The sequence below is a fragment of the Streptomyces sp. 2323.1 genome (genome assembly GCF_900221035.1).
In the GTDB taxonomy this organism is placed as follows: Bacteria; Actinomycetota; Actinomycetes; order Streptomycetales; family Streptomycetaceae; genus Streptomyces; species Streptomyces sioyaensis.
The window spans coordinates 602,035-627,267 of record NZ_LT907981.1; the positions used below are offsets into that span (position 1 = coordinate 602,035).

At 73.1% G+C, this 25,233-nt stretch carries 23 protein-coding genes; 15 read left to right on the plus strand and 8 right to left on the minus strand.

The genetic code is table 11. The features are described from left to right. Positions 1–13 precede the first annotated feature (13 nt). Entirely contained in the window at positions 14–1,303 is a 1,290-nt protein-coding gene (locus CPH93_RS02080; protein ID WP_096211749.1) for an NADH-ubiquinone oxidoreductase-F iron-sulfur binding region domain-containing protein, read from the minus strand. Then, on the minus strand, positions 1,300–1,710 hold the full coding sequence (locus CPH93_RS02085; RefSeq protein WP_093487751.1) for a hypothetical protein: 411 nt from the start codon (positions 1,708–1,710) through the stop codon (positions 1,300–1,302). Before CPH93_RS02085 ends, CPH93_RS02080 begins: the two co-directional genes overlap by 4 nt. Positions 1,711–1,947: 237 nt before the next feature. Here CPH93_RS02085 and CPH93_RS02090 point away from each other — a divergent pair, with 237 nt between their 5' ends. Next, positions 1,948–3,099, plus strand: a complete 1,152-nt coding sequence (locus tag CPH93_RS02090; protein ID WP_096211751.1) for an aromatic ring-hydroxylating oxygenase subunit alpha — start codon at positions 1,948–1,950, stop codon at positions 3,097–3,099. 7 nt (positions 3,100–3,106) lie between these two features. Here the strand turns inward: CPH93_RS02090 and CPH93_RS02095 are convergent, their stop codons facing one another. Continuing rightward, positions 3,107–4,027: a DMT family transporter gene (locus CPH93_RS02095; RefSeq protein ID WP_096211752.1), complete on the minus strand. Its 921-nt coding sequence runs from the start codon at positions 4,025–4,027 to the stop codon at positions 3,107–3,109. A gap of 424 nt (positions 4,028–4,451) precedes the next feature. On the opposite strand from CPH93_RS02095, the gene CPH93_RS02100 reads away from it, so the two are divergent. The 14 genes from CPH93_RS02100 (at position 4,452) to CPH93_RS02165 (ending at position 19,801) form a co-directional block, all read left to right on the plus strand. After that, the gene (locus CPH93_RS02100; RefSeq protein WP_231977147.1) at positions 4,452–5,222 is read left to right on the plus strand and encodes a GntR family transcriptional regulator; all 771 of its coding nucleotides are present in this window, start codon (positions 4,452–4,454) and stop codon (positions 5,220–5,222) included. Between the two features lie 56 nt (positions 5,223–5,278). Further along, positions 5,279–5,506 carry a 4Fe-4S dicluster domain-containing protein gene (locus tag CPH93_RS02105; protein ID WP_006607955.1) on the plus strand — a complete coding sequence of 76 codons (228 nt, stop codon included), beginning with the start codon at positions 5,279–5,281 and terminating at the stop codon, positions 5,504–5,506. A 13-nt stretch (positions 5,507–5,519) separates the two neighbouring features. Continuing rightward, positions 5,520–6,965: an ABC transporter substrate-binding protein gene (locus tag CPH93_RS02110; RefSeq protein WP_096211754.1), complete on the plus strand. Its 1,446-nt coding sequence runs from the start codon at positions 5,520–5,522 to the stop codon at positions 6,963–6,965. Beyond that, positions 6,962–7,855, plus strand: coding sequence for an ABC transporter permease (locus CPH93_RS02115; RefSeq protein ID WP_173909695.1), 894 nt, complete (start codon positions 6,962–6,964; stop codon positions 7,853–7,855). The genes CPH93_RS02110 and CPH93_RS02115 overlap by 4 nt, the downstream gene beginning before the upstream one ends. Beyond that, a complete protein-coding gene (locus CPH93_RS02120; RefSeq protein ID WP_096215261.1) occupies positions 7,852–8,628 on the plus strand; it encodes an ABC transporter ATP-binding protein in 777 nt (258 codons plus the stop codon). The genes CPH93_RS02115 and CPH93_RS02120 overlap by 4 nt, the downstream gene beginning before the upstream one ends. Positions 8,629–8,886: 258 nt before the next feature. Next, complete coding sequence (locus tag CPH93_RS02125) at positions 8,887–11,628, plus strand: fumarate reductase/succinate dehydrogenase flavoprotein subunit (RefSeq protein ID WP_443031423.1); 2,742 nt, start codon at positions 8,887–8,889, stop codon at positions 11,626–11,628. A 181-nt stretch (positions 11,629–11,809) separates the two neighbouring features. Then, positions 11,810–12,934: a PP2C family protein-serine/threonine phosphatase gene (locus CPH93_RS02130; RefSeq protein WP_096211755.1), complete on the plus strand. Its 1,125-nt coding sequence runs from the start codon at positions 11,810–11,812 to the stop codon at positions 12,932–12,934. 132 nt (positions 12,935–13,066) lie between these two features. Continuing rightward, positions 13,067–13,318: a hypothetical protein gene (locus CPH93_RS02135; RefSeq protein ID WP_051007125.1), complete on the plus strand. Its 252-nt coding sequence runs from the start codon at positions 13,067–13,069 to the stop codon at positions 13,316–13,318. Between the two features lie 419 nt (positions 13,319–13,737). Then, positions 13,738–14,028 (plus strand): hypothetical protein, encoded by a 291-nt coding sequence (locus tag CPH93_RS02140; protein ID WP_093487739.1) that lies wholly within the window; start codon positions 13,738–13,740, stop codon positions 14,026–14,028. Positions 14,029–14,237: 209 nt separating this feature from the next. Further along, positions 14,238–14,801, plus strand: coding sequence for a hypothetical protein (locus tag CPH93_RS02145; RefSeq protein ID WP_096215264.1), 564 nt, complete (start codon positions 14,238–14,240; stop codon positions 14,799–14,801). A 353-nt stretch (positions 14,802–15,154) separates the two neighbouring features. Beyond that, positions 15,155–16,960: a M4 family metallopeptidase gene (locus CPH93_RS02150; protein WP_096211756.1), complete on the plus strand. Its 1,806-nt coding sequence runs from the start codon at positions 15,155–15,157 to the stop codon at positions 16,958–16,960. A 107-nt stretch (positions 16,961–17,067) separates the two neighbouring features. After that, on the plus strand, positions 17,068–18,267 hold the full coding sequence (locus CPH93_RS02155; RefSeq protein WP_096211757.1) for an MFS transporter: 1,200 nt from the start codon (positions 17,068–17,070) through the stop codon (positions 18,265–18,267). 286 nt (positions 18,268–18,553) lie between these two features. Continuing rightward, positions 18,554–18,892, plus strand: coding sequence for a hypothetical protein (locus CPH93_RS02160; RefSeq protein WP_143048121.1), 339 nt, complete (start codon positions 18,554–18,556; stop codon positions 18,890–18,892). A gap of 81 nt (positions 18,893–18,973) precedes the next feature. Next, complete coding sequence (locus CPH93_RS02165) at positions 18,974–19,801, plus strand: alpha/beta fold hydrolase (RefSeq protein ID WP_093487731.1); 828 nt, start codon at positions 18,974–18,976, stop codon at positions 19,799–19,801. Between the two features lie 138 nt (positions 19,802–19,939). Here the strand turns inward: CPH93_RS02165 and CPH93_RS02170 are convergent, their stop codons facing one another. From CPH93_RS02170 to CPH93_RS02190, 5 genes are all read right to left on the minus strand, one after another. After that, positions 19,940–20,176 (minus strand): hypothetical protein, encoded by a 237-nt coding sequence (locus CPH93_RS02170; RefSeq protein ID WP_006607969.1) that lies wholly within the window; start codon positions 20,174–20,176, stop codon positions 19,940–19,942. A 320-nt stretch (positions 20,177–20,496) separates the two neighbouring features. Next, on the minus strand, positions 20,497–21,834 hold the full coding sequence (locus CPH93_RS02175; RefSeq protein WP_096211758.1) for an MFS transporter: 1,338 nt from the start codon (positions 21,832–21,834) through the stop codon (positions 20,497–20,499). After that, positions 21,831–22,919: a 4-hydroxythreonine-4-phosphate dehydrogenase PdxA gene (gene pdxA, locus CPH93_RS02180; RefSeq protein WP_096211759.1), complete on the minus strand. Its 1,089-nt coding sequence runs from the start codon at positions 22,917–22,919 to the stop codon at positions 21,831–21,833. The genes CPH93_RS02175 and pdxA overlap by 4 nt, the downstream gene beginning before the upstream one ends. Before the next feature lie 61 nt (positions 22,920–22,980). Next, positions 22,981–24,348, minus strand: coding sequence for a four-carbon acid sugar kinase family protein (locus tag CPH93_RS02185; protein ID WP_231977148.1), 1,368 nt, complete (start codon positions 24,346–24,348; stop codon positions 22,981–22,983). 33 nt (positions 24,349–24,381) lie between these two features. Beyond that, positions 24,382–25,194, minus strand: coding sequence for a DeoR/GlpR family DNA-binding transcription regulator (locus CPH93_RS02190; RefSeq protein WP_096211761.1), 813 nt, complete (start codon positions 25,192–25,194; stop codon positions 24,382–24,384). Between the last annotated feature and the right edge of the window lie 39 nt (positions 25,195–25,233).

Consider the following 25,233-nt stretch of genomic DNA (forward strand, 5'->3'; position numbering starts at 1 on the left):
CCATCTTCCCGCATCACCTTTCCCGGTCGTCCGCCGGGCAGGCGGCGGAGCGCGGATGGGGCACGGGGCGGCCGGCGACGCGGGGGACGGCCACGGTGAGCGGGCCGACGGGCGCCGCGCAGGCCGGGCAGGCGTCGTTGAGGTGGGACCGGACGAGGTGGGGAAAGGCCCGCAGGAGGCTGCCGGCCGTACGCGCCGCGGCGTCCAGCAGCCCGCAGGCGGCGCGGCCGGGCAGTGCGGTGGCCCGGCGGTGCAGCCGGGAGACGAGGCCAGGGGCGGCCGTGCCGGTCGTCAGCGAGCCGACGTCGTCGCGGATCGAGCCGGTGCCCGGGACGCAACTGCCGCACTGCCGGGCGCTCTCGGCGGCAAGATGGGCGATGGCGGCGGAGGCGAGGGAGACCGGGCACTCCTCGGGGGCGAGGAAGCGGATCGCCCCACAGCCCAGGGCCGTGCCCGCGGCCGCGAGGGTGTCGGGGCCCAGCGCGAGGTCGAGAAAGTGCGGCCCGATCAGCCCGCCGAACAGCCCGTCCATGAGGACGCCGGCCGGCTCGGGGGTGCCCTGGGCGCGGGCCAGGCTCCGCAGGGTGCAGCCGTAGGGCACCTCGGCGAGCAGCGGATCGGCGCCGCCCCCGGCGAGGGTCACCAGCGTGCTGCGCGCGGTGTGGCGGCGCCCTTCCGGCCGGGCGGCGATCAGCGCAACACGGGCCAGGGTCTCGACATTGGCGACGAGGGTGGGGGCGCCGTCGATGCCCTCCTCATGGGGGCGGGGCGGTGTGGTGGTGGGGAGGGCGGGTCCGCCGTTGATCCGCCGGACGACCGCGGACTCCTCCCCGGCGACATAGGCGTGCCGGGTCTCGACGACCTCCACCGGCAGCCGCGGCGGCCGCTCGGCGAGCGCGCGGCGCACCCGTTCGCCCGCCGCGGTGTCGGAGAGGTACACATAGCCGCGCCGCGCACCGGTGATCTCCGCGGCCCGCAGCAGCCCGTCCAGGACCAGATGCGGCCGGGCCCGCAGCAGCCAGCGGTCCTTGACCGAACCGGGCTCGCCCTCCTCGCCGTTGGCCACGACGACGGGGCGGTCTCCGGCGTCACGGACGGCGCGCAGCTTGGCCGCGGTGAGGTAGCCGGCGCCGCCGCGGCCGCGCAGACCGGCGGCGTCGATACCGGCGAGGAGCTCGGCCGCCGCGGTCGTCGCGCGGTAGCCGCCGGCGGCGTCGTACGCCGCGGCGTCCTCGCTCACACCCGGGGCGGCGCCGAGCACCCCGAGGGTCCCCCGGGGTATCAGGGAGTCGATCCGGGTCATCCTCGGTCTCCGTCCGGTGGGGCGGTGCGCAGGGTGCGTACCGCGCTTTCCAGGGCTCGGCGGTCGGCGGCCGTCCGGCCGTACCCGGTTCCGGGCAGGCCGATCAGCATGCGGTGGTGGTCGAGCACGACCTCGGCCGCCCGGAGTGCGGCCCGCCGGTCACCGGGGCGTGCGCCGCCGGCGACGGCCGTCACCAGGCCGGTCACCTCGGCGAGATAGCGCAGCCAGCGCTGCTGGGTGCCGTGCAGGATCAGCCGCTCGACGCGGTGCCGCTCGGCCTGCGCCGCTTCGGCGGGGGTGTGGGCCAGGTCCCGTACGGCGGTGCGCAGGGCCGCGACGGTGGTGGGCAGTTCCCGCTCCGGTTCGGGGGTGAGTCCGAGCCAGACCAGGCTCCGACGACGGCTCATGCGTGCCTCCGGGGAGAGGGGGTCCGGCCGCGTCCGGCCCCCTGTGACGGAGCGCCGGAGCGGCACCTCCACTACACTAACTAATCAGTTAGTCAGGACACAACTCCTGGCGTCGCTGAACCCGCCGGTGAGCCGACGACCGGCCAATGAGTCAGCACGGATCCCGGCAGGCCGGTACGGTCCCTGCACGCCCGCCCACCGCCTCGCCCCGTCCGTGCGGCACGGAGGAGTGATTCGATGCACCCTGAAGCCACCACCACGGTCCCGGAGCAGGACCTCCCCGGGCAGGCACTGTCCGCCCGCTACTACACCGATCCGGCTCTGGTAGCCGCCGAGACACGGCAGATCTTCGCCAGGTCCTGGCAGCTCGTGTGCCATGAATCCGATCTCCCCGGCCCCGGCGCGCGGCTCGCGGCCACCGTCGCCGACCGCGAGGTGCTGGTCGTACGCACCGGGGACGGCACCCTCGCCGGACACCTCAATGTGTGCCGGCACCGCGGCACCCGCCTGGTCACCGCGCCCGAACCCTCCGGCAAGGCCATCCGGTGCCCCTATCACGGCTGGACGTACAAGCTCGACGGACGGCTGGTCGGCGCGCCGGAGGCGCGCCAGATCCCCTGTCTGGACAAGCCGGCGCTCGGTCTCTTCCCGGTCCGGGTCGAGTCGTTCCTCGGGTTCGTCTTCGCCAACCTCGACCCGGACGCGGTGCCGCTGGCGGAGCAGTGCGCCCAACTGGCCGCGGCCGTCGGCCACTACGCGGGCGCCGACCTGGTCCCGGTGGGCCGCAGCCGCCTCCACGATCTGGCCGGCGCCGAGGTGCAGCAGGCCAACTGGAAGGTCACGGTCGACAATTACCTGGAGGGCTATCACATCCCGGTCGCCCACCCCGGGCTGATGCGCCTGCTCGACTACCGGCGCTACACCTGCGAGACCGCCGAGGCGTATGCGCTCTTCACCTCACCGCTGCGGGACAAGCCGTCCTCGAACCGGGCCGAGCGGCTCTACCAGCGGCTCGCCTCCCCCATGCCCGGGCTGACCGAGGCGGACCGGCGGGTCTGGCGGTACGCGGTGATCTACCCCAACACGCTCCTCGACTTCTACCCCGACCACGTACTTGCCTGGACCGCCCTCCCCACGGCGGTCGACCGGGTCGCCGTCCCCGGCGCCTTCTACACCCGCCGCGGGGCCGGTGTCCGCACCCGGCTCGCCCGACGGCTCAACATCCACCTCGGCCGGCTCACCAATGACGAAGACGTCGCCTTGGTGGCCCGGGTGCAAAAGGGCCTCGGCACACCGGACTTTGAGCCGGGTCCGCTGTCCCGCCGGGAGGCCGCGGTCGGCTGGTTCGCCGACCGGATACGCGCCGACCTCGGGGGCGCGGCGCGCTGATCTCAGGTCACGGCGGTCCGGCTTCGGCGGCGGTCCCGCCGGGGGCGGCGGGGGCGGTGCCCGGCGCGCCCGTCAGGTCCCGGGCCAGGGCGACGCGGGAGAGCAGCACCGCGCCCCACAGGACCAGGGCGACGCCCAGGGCTTCGGGCACCAGCCACCAGCCGGCCCGTACCCGCTCGTCGTAGAGGGTGACGCCCAGCGACAGGCTCACCAGTGCGTCCCCGAGGGTGAGCACCGGCTGCGAGGCGGTGAGCGGGCCCGATTGCATGGCGTTCTCCAAGAGGAAGATCGCCATGATCCCGACAGCGGCGAAGCCATAGGTCTGCCATGCGGTGAAGAACGCGCCGGGGCCGCCGGCCTGCCAGGTGTGCGTCGCGTCCTTCATCAGGGCCGCGGTGAGTGCGTAGGAGACGGCCGTCGCCCCCGCGAAGCAGGCCGCCCGCACGCCGCCCGCACCGCGGCGGAGCGCGGCGCCGACGGCCGTGACGATCACCGCGGCGCAGACCACGAGGGCGGGCACCCAACGGCCGAACGGGGCGTGGTCGGTGCCGATGGTGGGCGCGGCGGCGGCGAGGGCGGAGCCGAGTCCGACGACCAGCAGCACCACCCCCACCCAGCCGCTGCGGGAGATCCGGCCGCCGAGGAGGACCCGCCCGATGAGCAGCGCGAGCGGCAGTTCCAGCACGAAGAGCGGCTGCACCACCGACAGCGCCCCCTGCGACAGTGCCAGCGCCTGGAAGCACGCCGCGGCGACGACCGCGAGCATCCCGCCGATCCAGACGGCACGGTGCAGCAGATCGACGAGCAGTCCCAGCCGCAGTCCGGCGGACAGCGGGACGGTACGGGCCGCGCGCCGCTGCAGCACCGTGGCCAGGGCATTGCTGGCCGCCGCGAGCAGCGCGAACAGCACGGACGGCCATGTGGACACGCGCCCACCTCCTCGTCGGCACCCGGGCACCGGGCGGGTCCCGCGCCGGTCGTCGGGCGGGGCGGGGGTGGCGCCGTGGTGGGATGCGACGCTATCGGCAGGCCGGCGCGGACCGCCCGACGACACGGGCGCCGGACGGCCGCATTCGCCGATCCGGACGGCTGCCTCCGGGGCACCGGGGGTCGAGTCCCGGGCTCCGGAGGGCCGTATCGGGGGTGCCCGTCCGGCCTTGCCCGGGGTGCCCGTCCGGCCGTATCCGGGGGCCGTCCGGCCAGTTCCGAGGTGCCGTACGACCGCGTCCGCGGTGGCAGATCTTGCCCCGACGGCGGCGAAAGCGCAGGTCACAGCCCTCGACCCGAGGGCGGCAGATGGCGCAATGTTGCGGCAACACCATTGGCCGGATCCCGTCGGTATGGTCCACCGCATGCCAGCCGAACGCACCCGCCAGCACACCACTCCGGTGGCGGCCGCCCGCCGTCGCCGGCTCCGCGCGGACCGCGCCCGGCAGCTCGCCGACCTGCTGCGCCATCAGGTGCTCGCGGGCCGCTTCCCCGACGGCGTACTGCCGCACGAGGAGGTGATCGGCGCGGATTACGGCGCGTCGCGCAACACCGTGCGCCAGGCCCTGGACCTGCTGCGTGCCGAACAGCTCGTGGAACGCCAGCCGGGTGTGGGCACGGTCGTGGTGTGCCGCAAGTACCCGCACGCCCTGGACCGGTTGAGGGGTCTCGCCGAGACCCTGCACGCGCACGGCAGGGTCACCAATGAGGTACGCACCATCAGCCCGGTCGCCGCACCGGCCCCGGTGGCGGACCGGCTGCGGATCCCGCCGCGCGGCGAGGTGCTGTACGTGGAGCGGCTGCGCAGGCTGGACGGTCTGCCGCTGTCGCTGGACCTCACCTATGTCCCGATGGACCTCGGTCTGTCGCTGCTCGACGCCGATCTGGAGAACAACGATGTGTTCCGGCTACTCGAGGAGGCCGCCGGACAGCCGCTGGGCACCGCCGAGATCAGCCTGGAGGCCGTCAACGCCGATGCCCACTCGGCGGCTGTGCTGGAGGCTCCCCGCGGCACCGCCCTGCTGATGCTCGAACGGCTCACCCATCTCGCCGACGGCTCCCCCGTCGACCTGGAGTTCATCCGCTTCCGCGGGGACCGCCTCACCATGCGGGGCTTGTTGCGCCGCACGCTCTGAACCCCGCCGTCCGCTCCTCCCCTCTTCATCCGCTCCCGCCCCGCCCGGAGACCGCCATGCCTCTTGTGCCCCAACGCGGCGATGTGCCCGTGACCATCGACGAGTCCCGGTGCATCGACGGCTGCACGCTGTGCGTCGACATGTGCCCGCTGGACTCACTCGCCATCGATCCGGCGAGCAACAAGGCCTATATGCACGTCGACGAGTGCTGGTACTGCGGCCCGTGCGCCGCGCGCTGTCCCACCGGTGCGGTCACGGTCAACATGCCCTATCTGCTGCGATGAGAGGCCTCCGTCCATGAGCTCCCGACTCCCGGGCTCCCCGTCCACTCCGTTCCCCCTCCCCTCCCCCACCCTGTCCGCTCCCGCATCCGCCGCCCGGCGTCCGGCCGGCCGCCGGGTGCTGGTGGCGGCGCTGTCGTCCACCCTGCTGACGGTGTCGCTCAGCGGCTGCGGCAGCACCGCGGACGCGTCGGACGACAAGACCGTCACCGTGACCGTCGGCTACCAGTCCAAGACCATCAACACCGTCACCGCCGGAACCCTGCTCCGCTCGCTGGGCTCCTTCGAACGTGCGCTGCGCGCCCAGGGCAGGCGCGACGGCAGGACGTACAAGGTGCGGTGGCAGGACTATGCGACCGGTGCGCCGATCACCGCCCAGATGGTCGCGGGGAAGGTCGACATCGGCTCGATGGGCGACTTCCCGCTGCTCATCAACGCCGCCCGCGGTACGCAGCTGCACGCCCCGACCCGGCTGGTCTCCGTCACCGGCTACAACCTGCGCGGCGCTCTCAACACCATTGTGACCAGGCCCGGTTCGGCGCTGCGCTCGCTGGCGGACCTGCGCGGAAAGAACGTCTCCAGCAGCGTCGGCTCGGCCTCCGACGGCACGCTCGTCCGGGCGCTGCAGCGGGCCGGGATCGACCCGGAGCAGGGCATCCACAAGCTCAACCAGCAGCCGGCCGTGGGGGCTTCGGCGCTGCGGTCGGGCAGCGCGGACGCGCTCTCCCAGTTCGTCGCCTGGCCGGGGCTGCTCGCCTTCCAGGGCAAGGCGCAGCCGCTCTACGACGGGGGCGCACTCGGCCTGCCCACCTTCCACGGCGTGACCGTGCGGAACGCCTTCGCCGCACAGCACCCGGCACTGGTGCGGGCGTTCCTGACCGCGCAGCGGGACGCGACGCGTTATCTGCGGGCCCATCCGGTCGACGCCGCCCAAAAGGTCGCCTCGGCCACCGGGCTCCCGCCCGAGGTGGTCTACCTCTACAACGGCTCCGGCGGCATCGCCACCTTCGATCCCACCCTCAAGCCGCAGCTGCTCGCCGCACTGAAGAAGGACGTCCCGGTGCTGCGCGCGGCGAGGCTGACCGGGCCGGTCGATGTGGACTCCTTCGTCGACGACCGCTACCTGAGGCAGAGTTACGGCAGCGGCTACGCCAAGGCCGTGCGCAGCACCGCGCACCCGTCGCCGGACGAGGTGTGGCTGCGCGGCGAGGACCGTACCCACACCTTCGCCGGGCCGGCCGCGCTGCTGCGGTTCGTCGCCGCCCACCACGGCACGGTGCGGGCCGCGTACACGGCCGATACGACGACCGGCAGCCGCTGGTTCGCCGACAAGTCTGTCTGGGTGCACGACGGGGACCGGCTGCTGCCCTTCACCGCCCGGGCCACCGCCGACGCCTGGACGCATCAGCACCGCGGGGCCCGCACCGTCAGCTACGCGGCCGCCCTGGAGCTGGCCCGGTGAGCGCGCCCGCCACCACGGCCGGCGCCGCCCCGCGGACGGGCCCGCGTCCGGCGCCCTGGACCCGGCACGCCCGGCGTACGGCAGCGGTCCTCGCGGCGCTCGCCCTGTGGCAGTTGCTCGCGCAGTTCCGGGTGCACCTGTGGCTGCGGTTCTCCCAGTTCCCGACGGTCACCGAGACGGCCCGGGAGTTCGCCCGCCGGCTCGGTACCGGCGCCTACTGGCAGGACGTGTCCGAAAGCCTGACCCGGATCGTCGGCGGCTTCGCCCTCGCGGCCGTCCTGGGCGTCGCCGTCGGCACCGCCCTCGCCCGCTCCGCCCTGGCCTTCGATCTGCTCGGCCCGCTGCTCGAAGTGCTGCGCCCGATACCGGCGATCGCGCTGGTGCCGGTGGCGATCCTGCTGTTCCCCAGCAATGAACAGGGCATCGTCTTCATCACCTTCGCCGCGGCGTTCTTCCCGGTCACGGTCTCCACCCGGCATGCGGTGCGGGCGCTGACGCCGGTCTGGGAGGAAGCGGTCCGCACCATGGGCGCGGGCCGGTGGCGGGTGCTGTGGTCGGTGGTGCTGCCAGGCGCGCTGCCCGGCATCCTCGGCGGGCTGTCGGTCGGCGTCGGGGTCTCGTGGATCTGTGTGATCTCCGCCGAGATGATCTCCGGCGAGTACGGCGTGGGCTACCGCACCTGGCAGGACTACACCGTCCTCGACTATCCGGGGGTCTTCGTCGGGATGGCCACCATCGGCCTGCTCGGCAGGCTCACCTCCACGGGGGTGGAGCTGCTGGGGCGGCGCCTGACCCGGTGGCTGCCGCGGACGGCGGACGGCCCGGGCCCACCCGCGGGCGGGCGGGTGCGGTGGCGTCGGGCCCGCGCGGTGCCGGGGGGATCCTCATGACCGATACCGAGATCAGCCCGGCGGCCCCGGCGCGGAGCGCTGCCCCGGGTCTCCGGCTGACCCTCACCGGTGCCGCGCTCGGCCGGCCCGGCGCCCCCATACTGCACGGCCTGGACCTCGATGTCGCCGCGGGCGAGATCCTCACCGTCGTCGGCCCGTCCGGCTGCGGCAAATCCACCCTGCTGCGCACGCTGGCCGGTCTGCTGCCGCTGCTCGATGGCCGGCTGAGCCAGGACGGCACGCCCGTCGAGGGCCCCGCCGCGGACCGTGCGCTGATCTTCCAGGAGGATGCGCTGCTGCCCTGGCGCACCCTGCGGGCCAATGTGGAACTCCCGCTGGCCATCCGGGGCGTGGGCCGCGCGCAGCGCCGTGCGCGGGCCGACGACTGGGTGGCCCGGGTCGGCCTCACCGAGCACGCCACCCGCCTGCCGCACCAGGTCTCCGGCGGCCAGCGGCAGCGCGCCCAGCTGGCGCGTGCGCTGGCGGGGCGGCCGCGCGCGGTGCTGATGGACGAACCCTTCGGCGCGCTCGACGCACAGACCCGGGCCGGCATGCAGCAGTTGCTGGTGACGGCGCTGAGCGGGACCCGGGCCACCGTCGTCTTCGTCACCCATGACGTGGACGAGGCGCTGTTCCTGGGGGACCGGGTCGCGCTGCTGGGCACCGGCCGGGTGCTGGACGTCCCGCGGCCACGGGTGCGCGCGGCGCACGCCGAGCCGGCGACGGCCGCCCTGCGCCGCGAGGTCCTGGCCTCCCTGGACGGCCGGGCCTAGGGCCCTTCTGATGGATCTCCGTGGCAGAAGGAGCGGCGTCCGGTGCGTGCTCTCGGCGCGCTGCGCGGAAGTCCTCGTAGCGGCGCTACTTGGGCTTTCGCGCGGTGCGGTGAGAGGGCGTGCCGGGCGTCGCGACGCCGCGGAGATCCATCAGAAGGGCCCTAGCGCCGACCGGGCGTCCGGCGCCCGGCGTGACCCGCCCCTGACCCTGTGACCGGTCACGTCGTCCGACGTGACCGGCGACCGAAAGGCACCGCCATGGAGACCACGGAAGTCATGGAGATCCCCTCCCCCGACACCGCCGAGGAACTGTCCTGCGACGTCCTCGTCATCGGCGGCGGCACCGCCGGGACCATGGCGGCGCTCACCGCCGCCGAACACGGCGCATCCGTCCTGCTGCTGGAGAAGGCGCACGTCCGGCACTCCGGTGCGCTCGCCATGGGCATGGACGGGGTCAACAACGCCGTCATCCCGGGCCGCGCGGAACCCGATGACTACGTCGCCGAGATCACCCGCGCCAACGACGGCATCGTCGACCAGTCCACCGTCTGCCAGACCGCGACCCGCGGCTTCGCGATGGTGCAGCGGCTGGAGTCGTACGGCGTGAAGTTCGAGAAGGACGAACACGGCGCGTACGCGGTCCGGCGGGTGCACCGCTCCGGGTCGTACGTGCTGCCGATGCCGGAGGGCAAGGACGTCAAGAAGGTCCTCTACCGGCAGTTGCGGCGGCGCGAGATGCGCGAGCGGATCCGCATCGAGAACCGCATCATGCCGGTGCGGGTGCTCACGTCCGGCGGCCGGGCGGTCGGCGCGGCCGGCTTCCACACCCGTACGGGACGGTTCGTCACGGTCCGCGCCGGGGCGGTGATCCTCGCCACCGGAGCCTGCGGCCGCCTCGGCCTGCCCGCCTCCGGCTATCTCTACGGCACCTACGAGAACCCCACCAACGCCGGCGACGGCTATGCGATGGCCTACCACGCGGGCGCCGAACTCACCGGCATCGAATGTTTCCAGATCAACCCGCTGATCAAGGACTACAACGGCCCGGCCTGCGCCTATGTCGCCAATCCGTTCGGCGGCTACCAGGTCAACCGGCACGGTGCGCGGTTCGTGGAATCCGACTACTGGTCGGGCCAGATGATGGCGGAGTTCGCGGCCGAGGTCGCCTCCGCGCGCGGACCGGTCTATCTGAAACTCAGTCACCTCCCGGAGGAGTCCGTCGCCGCCCTGGAGACGATCCTGCACACCACCGAGCGCCCCACCCGCGGTACCTTCCACGCCGGGCGCGGCCACGACTACCGCACCCACGACGTGGAGATGCACATCTCCGAGATCGGCCTGTGCGGCGGGCATTCGGCGTCGGGCGTGCGCGTCGACGACCGGGCCCGCACGACCGTGCCGGGACTGTACGCGGCCGGTGACCTGGCCTGCGTCCCGCACAACTACATGATCGGAGCGTTCGTCTTCGGTGATCTGGCGGGCGAGGACGCCGCGCAATTCCGCGTGTACGAGGGCGAGTTGCCCGCCGACCAGGTGCGCGCCGCCCATGAGCTGATCTACCGGCCGCTGCGCTCTCCCGACGGCCCGCCGCAGCCCCAGGTCGAATACAAGCTCCGCCGCTTCGTCAACGACTATGTCGCCCCGCCCAAGAGCGGTGCCCGGCTGTCGCTGGCCGTCGAGCACTTCACCCGGATGCACACCGATATCGCCGCCATGGGTGCCCGCACCCCGCACGAGCTGATGCGCTGCGCGGAGGTCACCTTCATCCGCGACTGCGCCGAGATGGCCGCTCGGTCGTCGCTGGCCCGTACCGAGTCCCGCTGGGGCCTCTACCACGCGCGCACCGACCACCCGAAGAGCAATGACCGCGACTGGCTGCACCACCTCGACCTGCGCAAATCGGCCACGGGAGCAATGGAGTTCACCGCCCGCCCGGTGGCGCCGTACCTCGTCCCGGTCGACGAGTACGCCCCCATGGGCGGCGACTCCCGCTTCCTCGGCGAGGTCCATCCGGAGCAGGTCGCGACGGCGGGGCGGCGGGACACTCCACCGGTGGGGTCCACGGGGGCGAGTGCTGCCGCGGCGCCCGGGTCCAGCGACGGGACCGGCACCGCCACCGGGACTCCCCCCTCCCCCCGCATCCTCGAACTCCTCGCCCTCACCGAGGACCAGCCGGACCTCCCGGCGCTGCGCCCCTACCTGGCCGATCCCGACCCGGCCGTCCGCCGGGCCGCGGTCGACGCGCTCACCGAGAGCGTCCCGCCCGGCACCGGCCAGGCCCTCGCCGCCGCCCTCGCCGACCCCGCCCCGGCCGTCCGGGCCGCGGCCGGCGCCTCACTGCGCGAACTGGTCGAAGTCCTCCCCCCGGAGGCCGGCCTGGGCGCCTCGCTGGCCGCCGCCGTGCACGGGCCCGACGCCGTCGTCCGCTCGGCCGCCGTGGAGGTGCTGCGCGCGCTCGGCCTCGGCGACCGGGCCCTGTTCGCCGCCGCACTCACCGACCCGGCCGTGGACGTACGCCTCCAGGCCGTCCGCGCCCTGGTCTCTGTCGACGCCCCGCACGACCTGCGGCGGGCCGCCGAGGACGGCTCCCGTGAGGTGCGGGTGGCCGCCGCACAGGGCCTCGGTACGGTCGGCCGCCCCGAAGAGCTGGCCGCGTTCCTGCCCGACGACGACCCCCTCGTCCGCGCCGCGGCGCTCGCGGCGCTGGCCACGGCCGGCTGCCCGGCGCCGTACGACGCGGCGGCCGCCACGGCGCTCGGCGATCCGGCCTGGCAGGTCCGGGCCGGTGCCGCCACGGCCCTGACGGCCGCCGGCTCCGCAACCGCCGTGGCCGCGCTCTCCGCCGCGCTGGGCGACCCTCACGCGGATGTGCGCAAGGCCGCGGTCCTCGCGCTGCGCGCCCACGCCGGCCGCGCGGACGCCCGCCGGGCCCTCGCCTCGGTCGCCGACGACCCGGACGCCGATGTCCGGGCCTACGCCCGCCCGGCAGCAACGGGGTGACACACGTTCGGGCCGTCCGGGTGGCCGGGCGGGGCCGGGGGACGAAGGCTGAGGGCCATCAGCGCACCGATCGGAATACGGCCGCCGGCCGGACACCGCCGGCCCCGAGCACCGCCGAGCGCCCGGGGGCCGCCGGCACGGCGGGCGCCCACGCGCCAGGAAGGGCTGATCAGGAACCCCCATGCCCCGTCCCTCGCCGCAGTGGCCCCGCTATGTCGAGTTCGCGCCGACCGTCCTGGTCGCCGCGGGACTCCTCTGGGACGTGTTCTCGCCCGCGGACTACTGGGGCGACCCGATGCTCATCGCGGCGAGCGTGACGGCCGGTGCGCTGCTCTCGCTGCGGCACACCCTGGCGATCGGTGCCGTCATCATCGTCGGTGTCTTCGCGCTGACGGTGAAGGACGGCACCGCCGACAACTCCGTGGGCCATCTGGAGCTCGTCAACACCGTCTTCGCCGCGCTCATGGGCGTCGGCGTCAACCGGGTGATCGCCCGTCACGGACGCCATCTGGACGTGGTCCGCACGGTGGCGGAGGCCGCCCAGCGCGCCGTGCTGCCCGCGCCCCCGCAACGCATCGGCCCGCTGACCATCGCCGCCCGGTACCAGGCCGCGCAGAGCGAGGCCCGGATCGGCGGGGACGCCTACGCCGTCCAGCGGACCCCGTTCGGCGTCCGGCTGCTGATCGCCGACGTACGCGGCAAGGGACTGGGGGCGGTGAGCGCGGTGTCCGTGCTGCTGGGTGCGTTCCGCGAGGCGGCCGAGCAGGAACCGGACCTGACGACGGTGGCCGACCGGATGGAGCACGCCCTGCTGCGGGAGAGCGAGCAGACCTCCGAGGAGGACCGTCTGGAGGGCTTCATCACGGCCCTGATCTGCGAAGTCCTCCCGGGCGGCAGCGGCCTGCGGCTGCTGGACTGCGGCCATCCGGCGCCCTATCTCTGCCATGGCGGTGCGGTACGCCCGCTGGAATCCCGCGATCCGGGCCTCCCGCTGGGCATCGGGACACTGGGCGCGGCCCGGACCGCACCGGACGACTGGCCGTTCCCGGAGGGCAGCACGCTGCTGCTGATCACCGACGGGGTGACCGAGGCCCGCAACGAGGCCGGCACGTTCTACGACCCGGCGGTCCAGCTGACGGGCCGCGGCCCGTTCCGCGGCCCCGAGGAACTGATCGACCTGCTGGTAGGGGAGGTCGAGCGGTGGACCGGCGGGCCGCGCGACGACGACATGGCGGTCCTGGCGGTCAGCCGGCAGGGAGACGGCCGCCGGAAGCTCCGGTCCGGTGGGAACGGCACCGACCGCTGACGGGGGCGGGCGGAGGGGCCCATGGCTGCCCGATCACTGCGCCACGCCGCGTCCCTGACGGTGCGTTGCTGCTTTCCGTGGCCTTTTCGGAATTCCCTCGTGTGCTACCGGAAATTCTTGATGCGGGATGAGATGATCAGTAAGAGCATCAGCATCCGCACCGAGCGATTCCTCGCTCCCGCGCAGATCGGAGTTGATGTGTCCAACAACAGATCAACCCTGCTGAGTCAGCGCGCCGCTGTCATTTTCCTCCTCGGCGCCCTCACCGCTGTCGGCGCCGGTGTGCTCACTTTTTGCAATGGCGGCACTCCGGCTTCCGCGACTCTCGTCGGCGGCGCGGCCTTCGGCGCCGCCGTCACCTTCTTCCATACGGTCATCGACTGACATTCGCCGGCGCATTCCCGGCCGCCGGTCCGGGGGGGGGCGGCGCACCGCCGCCCCCCCCGGACTCCCGGTACGGCTCCGGCCCGCCCGGTCTCCGCGCGGGCGGTCCGGAGCCGAGGCCCTACGACGGTCGCCGGAGCTGCCCGTATGCCGGGCACGGACGGTGACCGATGCGCGCGCACAGCAACCGGAGGCAGGTGAATGCTGAGCCTGCCGCCATGGGCTGGAGCGGTTCCGGGCCGCCGCGGCGGTCGGGCGCCGGTGCGCTGGATTCCGTTCGCCAACGGGCCCCTGCCCGGTTCCGGTGCACCAAGCGGAATCCGTGCTGCCGCATGCGGTGCGCTGCCGGACCTCAGGTGCCAAACTTGAGTCACCGCGCCCGGCCGCCAGCCGGGGCCCTTGTCGCCGAGGGGATCATTATGACCTGGGCATCTTGGACCACTGTCGGGATCCACGCCCTACCCGGCGCGGTTCGCACCGCGGAGATCGGCGTGATCAACGGCGACCTGACCATCCATACGACCTGGTCGGAGAACCTGGCCCACGTGGCTGTGCAGTACACCGGCGCCACGGACTGGTACACCATGGAGGGCAGCCCCGTCCCGTGCGATTCCGAGGAAGCCAGCCGCTCCTTCCACCAGGCCGTCGTCGAAGCCGCCCGCGGCGGCGAACGGGCCGAGGCTTCCCTGGAGGAGCTTTTCCAGCGGTGACCGGGATGCGACCGTGACGGCCCCGCCGGCCTCCCTGCGCCGGCTCTCGCACTCCGGTCGCGCCACGCCCTGACGAGCCTGGCGAGCCCCGGCAGCATTTCCGTGAGAACGTCCGGATGCCCTCGCTCCGGCTCCTGGCCGTTGTTGCCGAAGGGCATCGCCCCCGGGCCGTCCTCCGGATGTCAGTGCCGCGTGCTACCCATACGTGCATGACGGATACGACGTACGACGAACTGCTGGGAACCATCGACGAGTTCGCCGGAAGGCTGGACCCTCGGGAACGGTCGGCCCGCCTGTACGGCCTGATGGCTCCCTTGCTCGACCGCGTGGAGCGAGAGGACGAGGAGCTGAGCGACGACCCCGCCATGTCGACCCCGGACGCGGTGCGTGAGCTGCGCAAGGCTGCCGCGGGAGAGCCGGTCGACTTCGACGCGGTGCATGAGCAGTTGACCGAGGTGGCGCTGTGCTATTCCGAGGACCAGGATCCGGAGCGGCACATCATCTCCCAGTCGGCCTACGCGGCGGCGGCCTGGCTGCGGCTGCTGGCGGGGCGGAAGCTGCGTACCACGGCATACCTCGAGGGCGACGCCGAGGAGTTGGTCCCGCCGTTCGCCCCATCGGCGTTCACGGGGATCGTCGACCTTCTGGCCTGGACCCGGTCGGACCAGATGTACTTTCACTGGGAGGACGCCCTCGCTCATCCCGAGTGCTGCGATCTTCCAGCCGCGATAGGCGAGCTCCGGGCGATGCATGGGGAGATAACTCCTCAATGAAGTAACTTCCGTTTGCTGTAGGCGAGTTGGGCTACGACCATCTGCCATGAATGACAGGCGCCCGACAGCCGCCGCCCATCACCCCGCAGTTCACTCCGACCACGGAGCAACCATTCCCCGCCTTCTGATGTCTCCCTCAGGGGACACAGTTGGTCACCTTGCAGCTACTTAAAGCTGATCAATTGTCAAATTTCCCCAATAAATCTCGCATTCTGATCATTTCTCTTTACATGCCCATGCCAGACATACCAGGGTTTGCGCGGGGCCCCACGGCCCCCGTGGTGCACAACAGCACCGCGCGTACGGGCGGTTGGCACGGCCGGCCGCCCCCACAGCGCTAAGGACCCATAGCTGTGCGTAGACCCCACATACGCAGAACCCGTCTGGCGATCGCCGTCGCCGTGACGACGGCCGCGACGCTCACCGCGGGAGTGGCGGGCACCGCCGCCGCGACCACCGATGCCGCACCGGCCGCTGCCTCTTCCGCAACTCACTCCCTCCAGAAGGCCGTCGACGCCGCCCGCACCGCCGCCTTTGCGCATGCCGCGGCCACCGGCGTCGGCAAGAAGGACACCCTCGAAGCCACCGACACCCTCGTCGACCCGGACGGCAGGCAGCACGTCCGCTTCGTCCGGACCCACCGCGGGCTTCCGGTGCTCGGCGGCGACCTCGTCATCCACCTCACCGCCAAGTCGGCGTACGAGGGCGTGACCCGGGCCTTCCGCCACCAGGTCGACGTGTCCGACACGGACCCGAAGCTGTCGGCCGGAGAGGCGCAGACGAAGGCCGCCGCCGTAGCCAAGGGCAGGGCCGGCGAGGCCCAACTGGTCGTGGACGCCCGGGGCGACCGGACCTCGCTCGCCTACCAGGTGCAGGTGGAGGGGAGCCGTACCGCCGAGGCCGACGGCGCCCGTACCGTCCTCCTCGACGCGGCCACCGGGGCGGTGCTCAGCAACGTCCAGGACAACGACTCCTTCCTGTCGCCCGCCCTGCTGAAGAAGCTGCGCGCGCAAGGCGAGCGGCTCAACCCCGCGACGGGGCTGGCCACCCCCGCGGCACCCGTCACCGGCGAGGCGGCGGCGACCGCCGGCTACCCGGCCGCGGCCAAGGGCACCGGTGCGTCGCTCTTCGTCGGCCAGGTGCAGCTGTCCACCACCCGGACCGCGAAGAAGTCCTTCACGCTCAAGGACTCCACCCGCGGCAACACCGAGACCCGGGACGCCGGCAACAAGACGCAGGAGAAGTTCTCCGCCGGCAAGGCGTTCACCAGCACCACCAACCGCTGGGGCAACGGCACCATCAGCAGCCGGGCCAGCGCCGCCGTGGACGCCCAGTACGGCATCACCAGCACCCTCGACTTCTACAAGAAGACGTTCGGCCGCAAGGGCATCAAGAACGACGGCCGCGGGGCGCACGCCCTGGTGCACTTCGGCAACAAGATCGGCAACGCCTACTGGTCCCCCGAGTGCGGCTGCATGCTCTACGGCGACGGTGACGGCAATACGTTCACCAAGCCCCTGGTCGTCCTGGACGTCACCGGCCATGAGCTCACGCACGGCGTGGTCGACGCGACCGCCAAGCTCCGGCCCACCCGCGTCGACGAGGAGTTGAACCAGTACGGCGAGCCCGGCGCGCTCAACGAGTCGCTGGCGGACATCTTCGGCAGCGCGGTCGAGTTCTCGACCAACAACCCGAAGAACCCGCCGAACTACCTGATGGGCGAGAAGCTCGGCCTCCGGCAGAAGTTCCTGCGCCGCCTGGACAAGCCCTCCCTGGACAAGCTGGAGGGCACCGTCGACTACTGGTCGAAGGCGGCCTACGACACCGAGGTGCACGCCGGTTCCGGTATCTCCTCGCACGCCTTCTACCTGCTGGCCGAGGGCAGCGGGAAGAAGACCATCGGCGGTGTCGCCTACGACTCCCCCACCATCGACGGCTCCAAGGTGACCGGCATCGGGCGGACCAAGGCGACGGCGATCTTCTACCGGGCGCTCACCCGGTACATGGTCTCCACGACCGACTTCCATGACGCCCGGGCCGCGACGCTGCATGCGGCCAAGGACCTGTACGGCGCCACCAGCACCGAGTACAAGACGGTGAACAAGGCCTGGGCCGCCGTGAACGTGACGGCGGCCAACGCGCCCTCCGCCACGCACTGATCCTTCCGGACCGAGCACGGCACGGTGCCCCCGCCACCCGCGGGGGCACCTCCGTGTCCGGCCCCGGGTCCCTCCAGTGGGCCTCGACGGCGCCTACGTTTGAGCCCATGATCACTGATCGTGCGGGCGGGAGACGGCGGCTCGGCTACCCGGTGGCGGCGGGCGTGTTCGCCATCGGCATGGCCGGCACGACACTTCCCACCCCGCTGTACGGGCTCTACCGCGCACAGCTCGGGTTCTCCGAGTTGATGGTGACCGTGGTCTTCGCGGTGTACGCGCTCGGTGTGATCACGGTGCTGCTGCTCGCGGGCAATGTCTCCGACGAGGTGGGCCGGCGCCCGGTGTTGCTGGCCGCGCTGGGGCTTTCCGCGGCGAGCGGGCTGTGCTTCATCTTCGAGGGCGGGCTGCCGATGCTGCTGCTCGGGCGGGTGCTGTCCGGCTTCGCCGCCGGGTTGTTCAGCGGTGCCGCCACGGCGGCGGTGCTGGAACTCGCCAAGCCCGGCCAGGAAGCGCAGGCGGGGTTCGCCGCGACCGCCGCGAACATGGGCGGCCTCGGCTGCGGCCCGTTGCTGTCCGGCCTGCTGGCCCAGTACGCACCCTGGCCGCTGCTGCTGCCGTTCCTGGTACATCTCGCCCTGGTGGCCGTCGCGGCCGTGGTGACCTGGCTGCTGCCGGAGACCGTCGCGCATCCGCACCGCCCCCGGACGCTGCGGCCCCAGGGCCTGGAGCTACCGCCCGAAGTCCGGGGCGTCTTCGCCCCCTCGGCCGTTGCCGCGTTCGCCGGCTTTTCCCTGCTGGGGCTGTTCACCGCGGTCGCGCCGAGCTTCGTCGGCCAGACCCTGGGCGAGCACAACCTGGCCGTCACCGGGTTGATCGTCTTCACGGTGTTCCTGGGCTCCACCGCCGGGCAGTCCCTGACGGAACGGATCGGCACCCGCCGGGCCCTCCCCCTCGGCTGCCTGGTGCTGGTGGTGGGCCTCTTGCTGGTGGCCACCTCACTGGCCTTGACGTCCCTGCCGGTCCTGGTCGTCGGTGCGGTGTGCGGCGGCATCGGCCAGGGCCTGGCGTTCCGCGCCGGTCTGACCGCGGTGGGCCGGGCCGCACCGGCCGAGCACCGCGGCGGCACCATCTCGGCCTTCTTCCTCGTCGCCTATCTCGGCATCTCGCTGCCGGTCGTCGGCGTCGGCGCGCTCACCCTCGCGCTCGGTCTGCGCGGCGCCGGCCTGACCTTCTCCGCCTGCGTCATCGTGGTCACGGTGGCCGTCGGGCTCTACGTCCTGCGGCGGCCGCCGGCCGGCGACGACTGACCTTCCGCCGACGGGGCCGGCCTCCTCACCGGTCGCGATCCCGCCGACCCCGGCCCGTGCCGCCAGGGCAGGGCGGCGGGCCCGTCCAGCGCACCCCGGGGACCGCCAGGCGGCCCGGGCCGCACCGCCGCCGGACACCTCGCGCGGCCGGCCGCCACCCGTATGGCGTGCCGCCTTCACCCGCCTGCCCCTGTGGGCACGCCCTTCCGGCGGAGGCCGGAAACCCTGGGATCCGGCAGTCCCTCGATCAGCAGCCTCCACGTGGAGACGGAGAAGTGAGATGCACATGGCCACAGCTTCCGCCCCTGGCGCCCTGGGCCGGTTCCGGCGCGGGTGTGTCCTCTCCGTGGCCCTCCTCGCGATGTGGTGCACCGCCGGGCCGGCCGCCGCCGTTGTCCCCCGGGCCCCCGTACGGGTACCGGCCGCCGGCCAACGGCCCGTCGGCGCCCGGGCGTTCAACGCTGCGGCCGCCGCGAGACCTGCCCTTGCGGAAACGACGGCCACCAAGCCGCTGGTCTTCATGGGCCTGGGCACGATGGCCGGTCTGGCCGTGCTCGCGGGCGCGGAGCTCGTCGCGAGCGCGCGGCGGCGCCGGGACTCCGCGCCGCCGACGGACCGCTGCTGACCGCCCCGCCCCGCACCCCTTCCGGCCCCCGCGGCCCAGGCCCCGTACACCGGTGAACGGCAGGAAAGGACCGACCCCAGCATGGCGACCCTCACCACCACCGACGGCACGGAGATCTTCTACAAGGACTGGGGAGAGGGCCGCCCCGTCGTGTTCAGCCACGGATGGCCGCTCAACGCCGACGCCTGGGACGACCAGCTGCACCTGGTCGCCACCCACGGGTTCCGTGCGATCGCCCACGACCGCCGTGGTCACGGCCGCTCCGGCCAGCCGTGGCAGGGCAACGACATGGACACCTACGCGGACGACCTGGCGCAGCTGATGGACGCGCTCGACCTGCGGGAGGCGGTGCTGGTCGGGCACTCCACCGGCGGCGGTGAGGTGGCCCGCTACATCGGCCGTCACGGCACCGGCCGGGTCGCCAAGGTGGTCCTGCTCAGTGCCGTACCGCCGCTGATGCTCAAGACCGAAGCCAACCCGGAGGGGCTGCCGCGCACGGTCTTCGACGGGATCCGCGCCGGTGTGGCCGGCGACCGGTCGCAGTTCTACAAAGACCTCAGCGAGACCTTCTACGGTGCCAACCGGCACGGTTCGGCCGTCTCCCAGGGGGTGCGCGAGGCGTTCTGGCTCTGGAGCATGCAGGTGGGGGTGAAGGGGGCGTACGACTGCGTCAAGGAGTTCTCGGAGACCGACTTCACCGAGGACCTCAGGCGGTTCGATGTCCCCACCCTGATCATTCACGGCGATGACGACCAGATCGTGCCGTTCATGGCCTCCGGCCAGAAGTCGGCGAAGCTGGTGAAGGGCGCCACGCTGAAGGTCTACCCGGGGGCGCCGCACGGGCTGTTCGCGGTCGGCTCGTACAAGGACGACCTGCACGCCGATCTGCTGGCGTTCCTCAACAGCTGAGGGTGCGGGGCGGCCACTGTTGCTCCGTCGGCCGCCTTGGAGCTGCACGTTGCCGCACGCCGCGCGGCCGCGCACAGACGCCGGCGCCGGCCGACACGACCTGAGGTCGTGTCGGCCGGCGCCGGGTGTCAGCTTCGATTACCTCCGGTAGCCGTCGCCACCGTCAAAGCCCCAGCCGCTCCTCTCGCAGCCTTCGCTGAAGACCGGGCCGACGCGCTCCAGCACGCCTGCCGAGAGCCAGCAGGCGGCGTGGTGGCCGTGGCCCCGGTGGTGCTTGTAGTGGTGGTGGTTGTTGCAGGCCAGGGCGGCGCTCGCACCGCCCATGACGATGGTGGTGGCCAGGGCGCTGGCTGCGATCGCGGCGCGGATGCGCATGTTTGCTCCTCGGGAGGATCAAAGGGGTATATCGACCTTTTCAGGATCACCTTCGCAGAACCTCCCAAAACCTGACACAACCCGAATTGCGCGAGTCGGAGTAACCGGTGGCTTTCGGCGCGTTCAGGACTCTCCCGGTCACGGCGCCCGCCGGCCGGTTCCGTTCAGCCGGCCCACACGCTCAACACCCTTTGACTGGCGGCTCGTTGACGTGCAGGCGCTGTCGGCTGCAACGCTCCGGGGCGAGCGTCCGGTCACGGCGGGCCGCTCGCCCCGAATTGATGATCCGTCAGTCGCCGAATCGGCTCAGATGTCTTCCGTCAGTCGCCTGATCGGCTGAGACTCTCCGGGGTCCGTGCCGTCGCGCGGCGCACCGGGCCGGGGCCCGGGCGCAGGCCCAGCGTCACCAGCCCCACGGCCACGGCGAGGAAGCCGGACAGCACCGCGAAGCCGGTCACGCTGGATCCGGTGGCGTCGGTCAGCCAGCCGACCAGGTACGGGCCCGCGAAGCCGCCGAGGTTTCCCAGGGCATTGATCAGGCCCATCGCGACGGCCACCACCTCGATGCGCAGCAGTTGCCCGGGGATCGCCCAGAACGGTCCGTAGGGCGCATAGACCGCGGCCGCGGTCACACACAACAGCAGCATCCGGGGCAGGGCGCCGTCCACGGCCTGCCCCAGCAGCAGTGCGACGATGCCCACGGCGAGCGGGACGGCCACCGCCTGGCGCCGGCGGCCGGTGCGGTCGGACCAGGCGGCGTTGGCGATCATCACGGCCAGGGCGACCGTGAACGGGATCGCGGTGAGCAGCCCGACCTCGGTGGACGAACCGCCGTGCGTCAGGTCCTTGATGACGGCGGGCAGCCACAGGTTGAAGCCGTAGAAGCCGGTGATCCAGAAGAAGTAGACACCGATGAGGACGAGGACCGGCCGCTGCCGGACCGCATCGAGGTACGAGCCGCTGCCGGCCGGCGGTTTGGCGGCCTCGTCGGCGGCGAGCGAGCGCTCCACATGGTCGGCCTCCGCGCGCGAGATCCACCGGGCCTGCGCCGGCCGGTCGGCGACCGCGAACCACCAGACCACCGCCCACACCAGGGGCGGGACGCCCTGGAGTACCAGCACCCAGCGCCAGCCGGCATGGTCGAGCATCCAGCCCGACAGCGGCGCCATGAGGACCGAGGAGAGCGGCAGACAGGCCATCCACAGGGCGTTGGCGCGGGCCCGCTCCCGCAGCGGGAACCACGAGGCGAGCAGGATGAGGACGGCGGGCCAGACGCCGCCCTCGAAGAAGCCCAGCACGAAACGGGCCGCGTAGAACTGGGCCTTGCTCTGCACGAGACCGGACAGCGACGCGGCCAGCCCCCACGCCACCATGAGCAGCACGACCGTCTTCCGGGCGCTCCAGCGCTGCGCGAGGATCGCGGCCGGGATCTGCAGGAAGACGTAGCCGACGAAGAAGATGCCGCCGACCAGCCCCTTGTCGGCGTTGGACAGCTCCAGATCGCCGTGCATGTAGGGGAGGATGACGGAGACGTTGTTCCGGTCGAGATACGCCAGCATGTACATGATCGCGGCGACCGGGATGACGTACGCCCAGCGCTTGGCGGGCACCGCGGGCGCGGCGGGCTGCGGGAGCGCGTCGGGGCGGTCGGCCGTCACCGGGCCGCTCCCGTTCCGTACGCGGCGCGGATCCGGTCGGTGAAGCGGCTGAAGCCGGCGGCGGCGCGGAAGGCCGCGGCCATCGTGCCGTGCGAGGCGCGGCCGCTGCCCGCGATGTCGAAGGCGGTGCCGTGGTCGACGGAGGTGCGCAGGATCGGCAGGCCCACCGTGACGGAGACCGTGCCGTCGAAGTCGACGGTCTTGGCGGGGATATGGCCCTGGTCGTGGAAGTGGGACAGCACACCGTCGAAGCGGCCTTCGAGGCCCTGGTGGAAGACCGAGTCGGCGGGGACCGGCCCCACTACTCCGAGTCCTTCGGCGGCCGCCTGCTCCACCGCCGGGCGCAGCACGGTGATCTCCTCGTCGCCGAAGTGGCCGCCCTCGCCGCCGTGCGGGTTGATCGCGGCGACCGCGAGCCGGGGGGTGTCATGGCCGAAGACGCGGAGCGCGGTGGCCGCGTGCCGGATGCTCGCCGCGACCCGTTCCTCGGTGATCTGGTCGAGCGCCGCGCGCAGGGCGAGATGCCGGGTGGTGAAGAAGATCTTGAGGCCGCGGACCACGAACATGGTGTCGAAGTGCGCGGCGCCGGTGAGCTCACCGAGCATCTCGGTGTGGCCGAGGTGCGGCGAACCGGCCGCCCAGATGGCCTCCTTGTTGATCGGGGAGGTGACGAGGGCGTCGACCTCGCCGGACAGTGCGGCGCGGGTGGCGGCCTCGATCGCGGCCACGGCGGAACGGCCGGCCACCGCGTCGACCCTGCCCCAGGGGAGGTCTCCAGGGGCAATACCGAGGTCGAGCACCTCGATGGTGCCGGGCTCGAACCGCGCCTCGGCGGGCGCGGTGACCGCACGGACCTCGACGTCCAGCCCGCAGACGGCCACCGCTCGGCGCAGTACGGCGGCATCGCCGACCGCGAGTCCGCGGCCGAGCGCGGCAGTAGCCGGGTCGGCGAGGGTACGGGCGGTGATCTCGGGGCCGATCCCGGCGGGATCGCCGAGGGTGACGGCGAGGAGCGGCAACCGGCCGTCGGAGGCCGGCCGGGCGGCCGCCGTCCCGTCCGGGCCCGTCTGCTGAGGGTGCGTCATCAAGCTGCCTTTCGGGGTGCCGTGCGCGTACGAGGGGATTGGTGGAGGTGCGGTGGGCTGGTCATCCCGCGCCGAGGGTGTGCCGGCTGCAGGCCGCGCGCAGATGTTCCAGGCAGTCACAGGCGGCCTCGGGGCCGCCGATCAGGCCGCCCTTCGTGGCGAAGCGCAGCCCGTCGTGGGGGCCGCCCACCAGGTGTCCGGCGATGGCCAGCGGCAGCACCTCGGTCTCGATGGCGAAGCCGTCGGCGCCCAGCTCCGCGGTGACGGCCGCGGCGACATCGCCGCCCGAGGCGTACAGGCCGCCGGGGCGCAGTTCGGCGACCGCACGGCGGGCGACCTCGGCGAGGGCCCGCAGGATGCGCGCGGCGGTGCCGGGATCGAGCACCGCGGCGGATCCGGTGGGCGCGGCCGGCGGTCCGGGGGCGAGCCGGACGCCGAGCACCGTGGCGCCCTCCCCCGCTGCCGCGCGCAGCGCCGCCAGCGTCCGGTCGGGGTCCGGGGCAGTCGGGTCGAGTGTGCTCCAGCGGGCGCCGAGCGCGGTTTCGGTGCGGGCGAGCTGGGTGCGGGTGCGGTCCGTGACGCTGCCGACGACCGCGAGGATGCGGGCGGGTGCGCCGGCTTCGGGCCGCAGGCCGAGTTCGGTGGCGAGCGCGGCGCCGAACGGTCCCGAGTCCAGCGCGACCCAGCGGATGCGGTCCTCGGCGGCGAGCCGGGCGGCGGCCACCGCGACCGTCCGCAGATGGGCGTTCTCGGTGGCGTCACAGACCACGATCTCGGCCGGGCTCTCCCGTAACGCCACGGCCACCGCGTCCGGGCCGCGCTCCACGACGTCCAGCGCCACCTCGTCCGTGGTGCGCCCGCTCTGTGCGCCGAGCACGGCCGCGACCCGGGAATGCCGCACGGGGTCGAACGGGTCGCGGGCCACGGCCGTGCGGGTCAGCGGTACGCCGTCGACGAGGTGGAGGCCGCCCACCGTGGTCCGGCCGGCGTCGGGGAAGGCGGGGACGGCCAGCGTGCGGACCCGGGCCGACGGCTCGCGGGCGGCGAGGACGTCCAGCACCGCGTCGAGTTCGCTGCCGGGGTTGCCGCGCAGGGTGGTGTCGACGCGCTTGACGATCAGGGGCGCCCCGCCCGACGTCTCGACGGCGGTCCGCACGGCCGCATAGGCGCGGGCGGGGGGCCAGTGCCGAGAGGCGGTGTTGACGACGAGGACGTCCACCCGGTGCGCATAGCGCTCGACTTGGGCGAGCGCGCCGACGGTGATGGCTCGCAGACCCAGTCGCGCATAGCGCGCACCGGTCGCATTGCTGCCGGTGAGGTCGTCTCCGATGACGAGCACCTGGGCCACGAGGTCTCCTCCCGTCGGCTCCGGTGCCGTGCTGCCGACCCCGAAGTGACCGAACCACGCAATGTTGATTGCGTGATTCACGCAACTCAGAGTGGCGACTAGCCGAACGGGCTGTCAAGAGGTGCGTACGGCGCTCCCGTCGGCGGGCCTCCCGGTGCCGTCCGTGACCAGCTGCACCCGCCATCCCTCGTCCGAGAACGCGGCCAGCTCCCGCTCCGTCCCCCCGGAGATCAGCCCCGTACCCGCCGACATCTCCGCCCAGTACGGAAAGCCCCCTCCCCCGCGGAGCTTGGAGTGGTCGGCGAGCACCCAGGCGGCCCGGGCGCATCCGGCCATGGTCTCCTTCAGCGCGGCCTGTTCGGGGTCGGGACAGTTGATGCCGCGGCGGGGGTCGAGACCGTCGACGCCGAGGAAGGCGATGTCCGGGGTGAGCCGGCGCAGCGCCTGTTCGGTCCGGGTGCCCAGCAGGGACTCGTTGGGGCGCCGCAGCCGGCCGCCGAGCACCACGACCTCCACCTCGGCGTCGGCCAGTTCGACCAGCGTGGACAGGCCGTTGGTAACGACGGTGAGGTCGCCGCGGCCGCGCAGCTCGTGTGCCAGCCGGGCGACGGTGGTGCCCGCGTCGAGGAGCACGACGTCGCCGCTGCGCACCAGCCCGGCCGCGGCCCGGGCGATGGCGTCCTTCTCGCCCCGCTGTGCCCGCTCCTTGTCGTGCCGGGAGCGCTCCACCGCCCGGTGGTCGACCGCGCCGCCGTATGTCCGCGTGATCCGGCCGAGGGCGGCCAGCGTGGCGAGATCGCGGCGGACGGTGGAGAGCGAGACGTCGAATTCGGCGGCGAGATCGTGCACGCTGATGTCCCCGGCGCCGAGGAGTTGCACCATCCGCTCGCGCCGCTGCCGGGTGGCCGAGCGTTCCCCACCGGTCACTTCGCTGCCCGCCTCCGCCTGCCGTCGACCGCGCGGCGC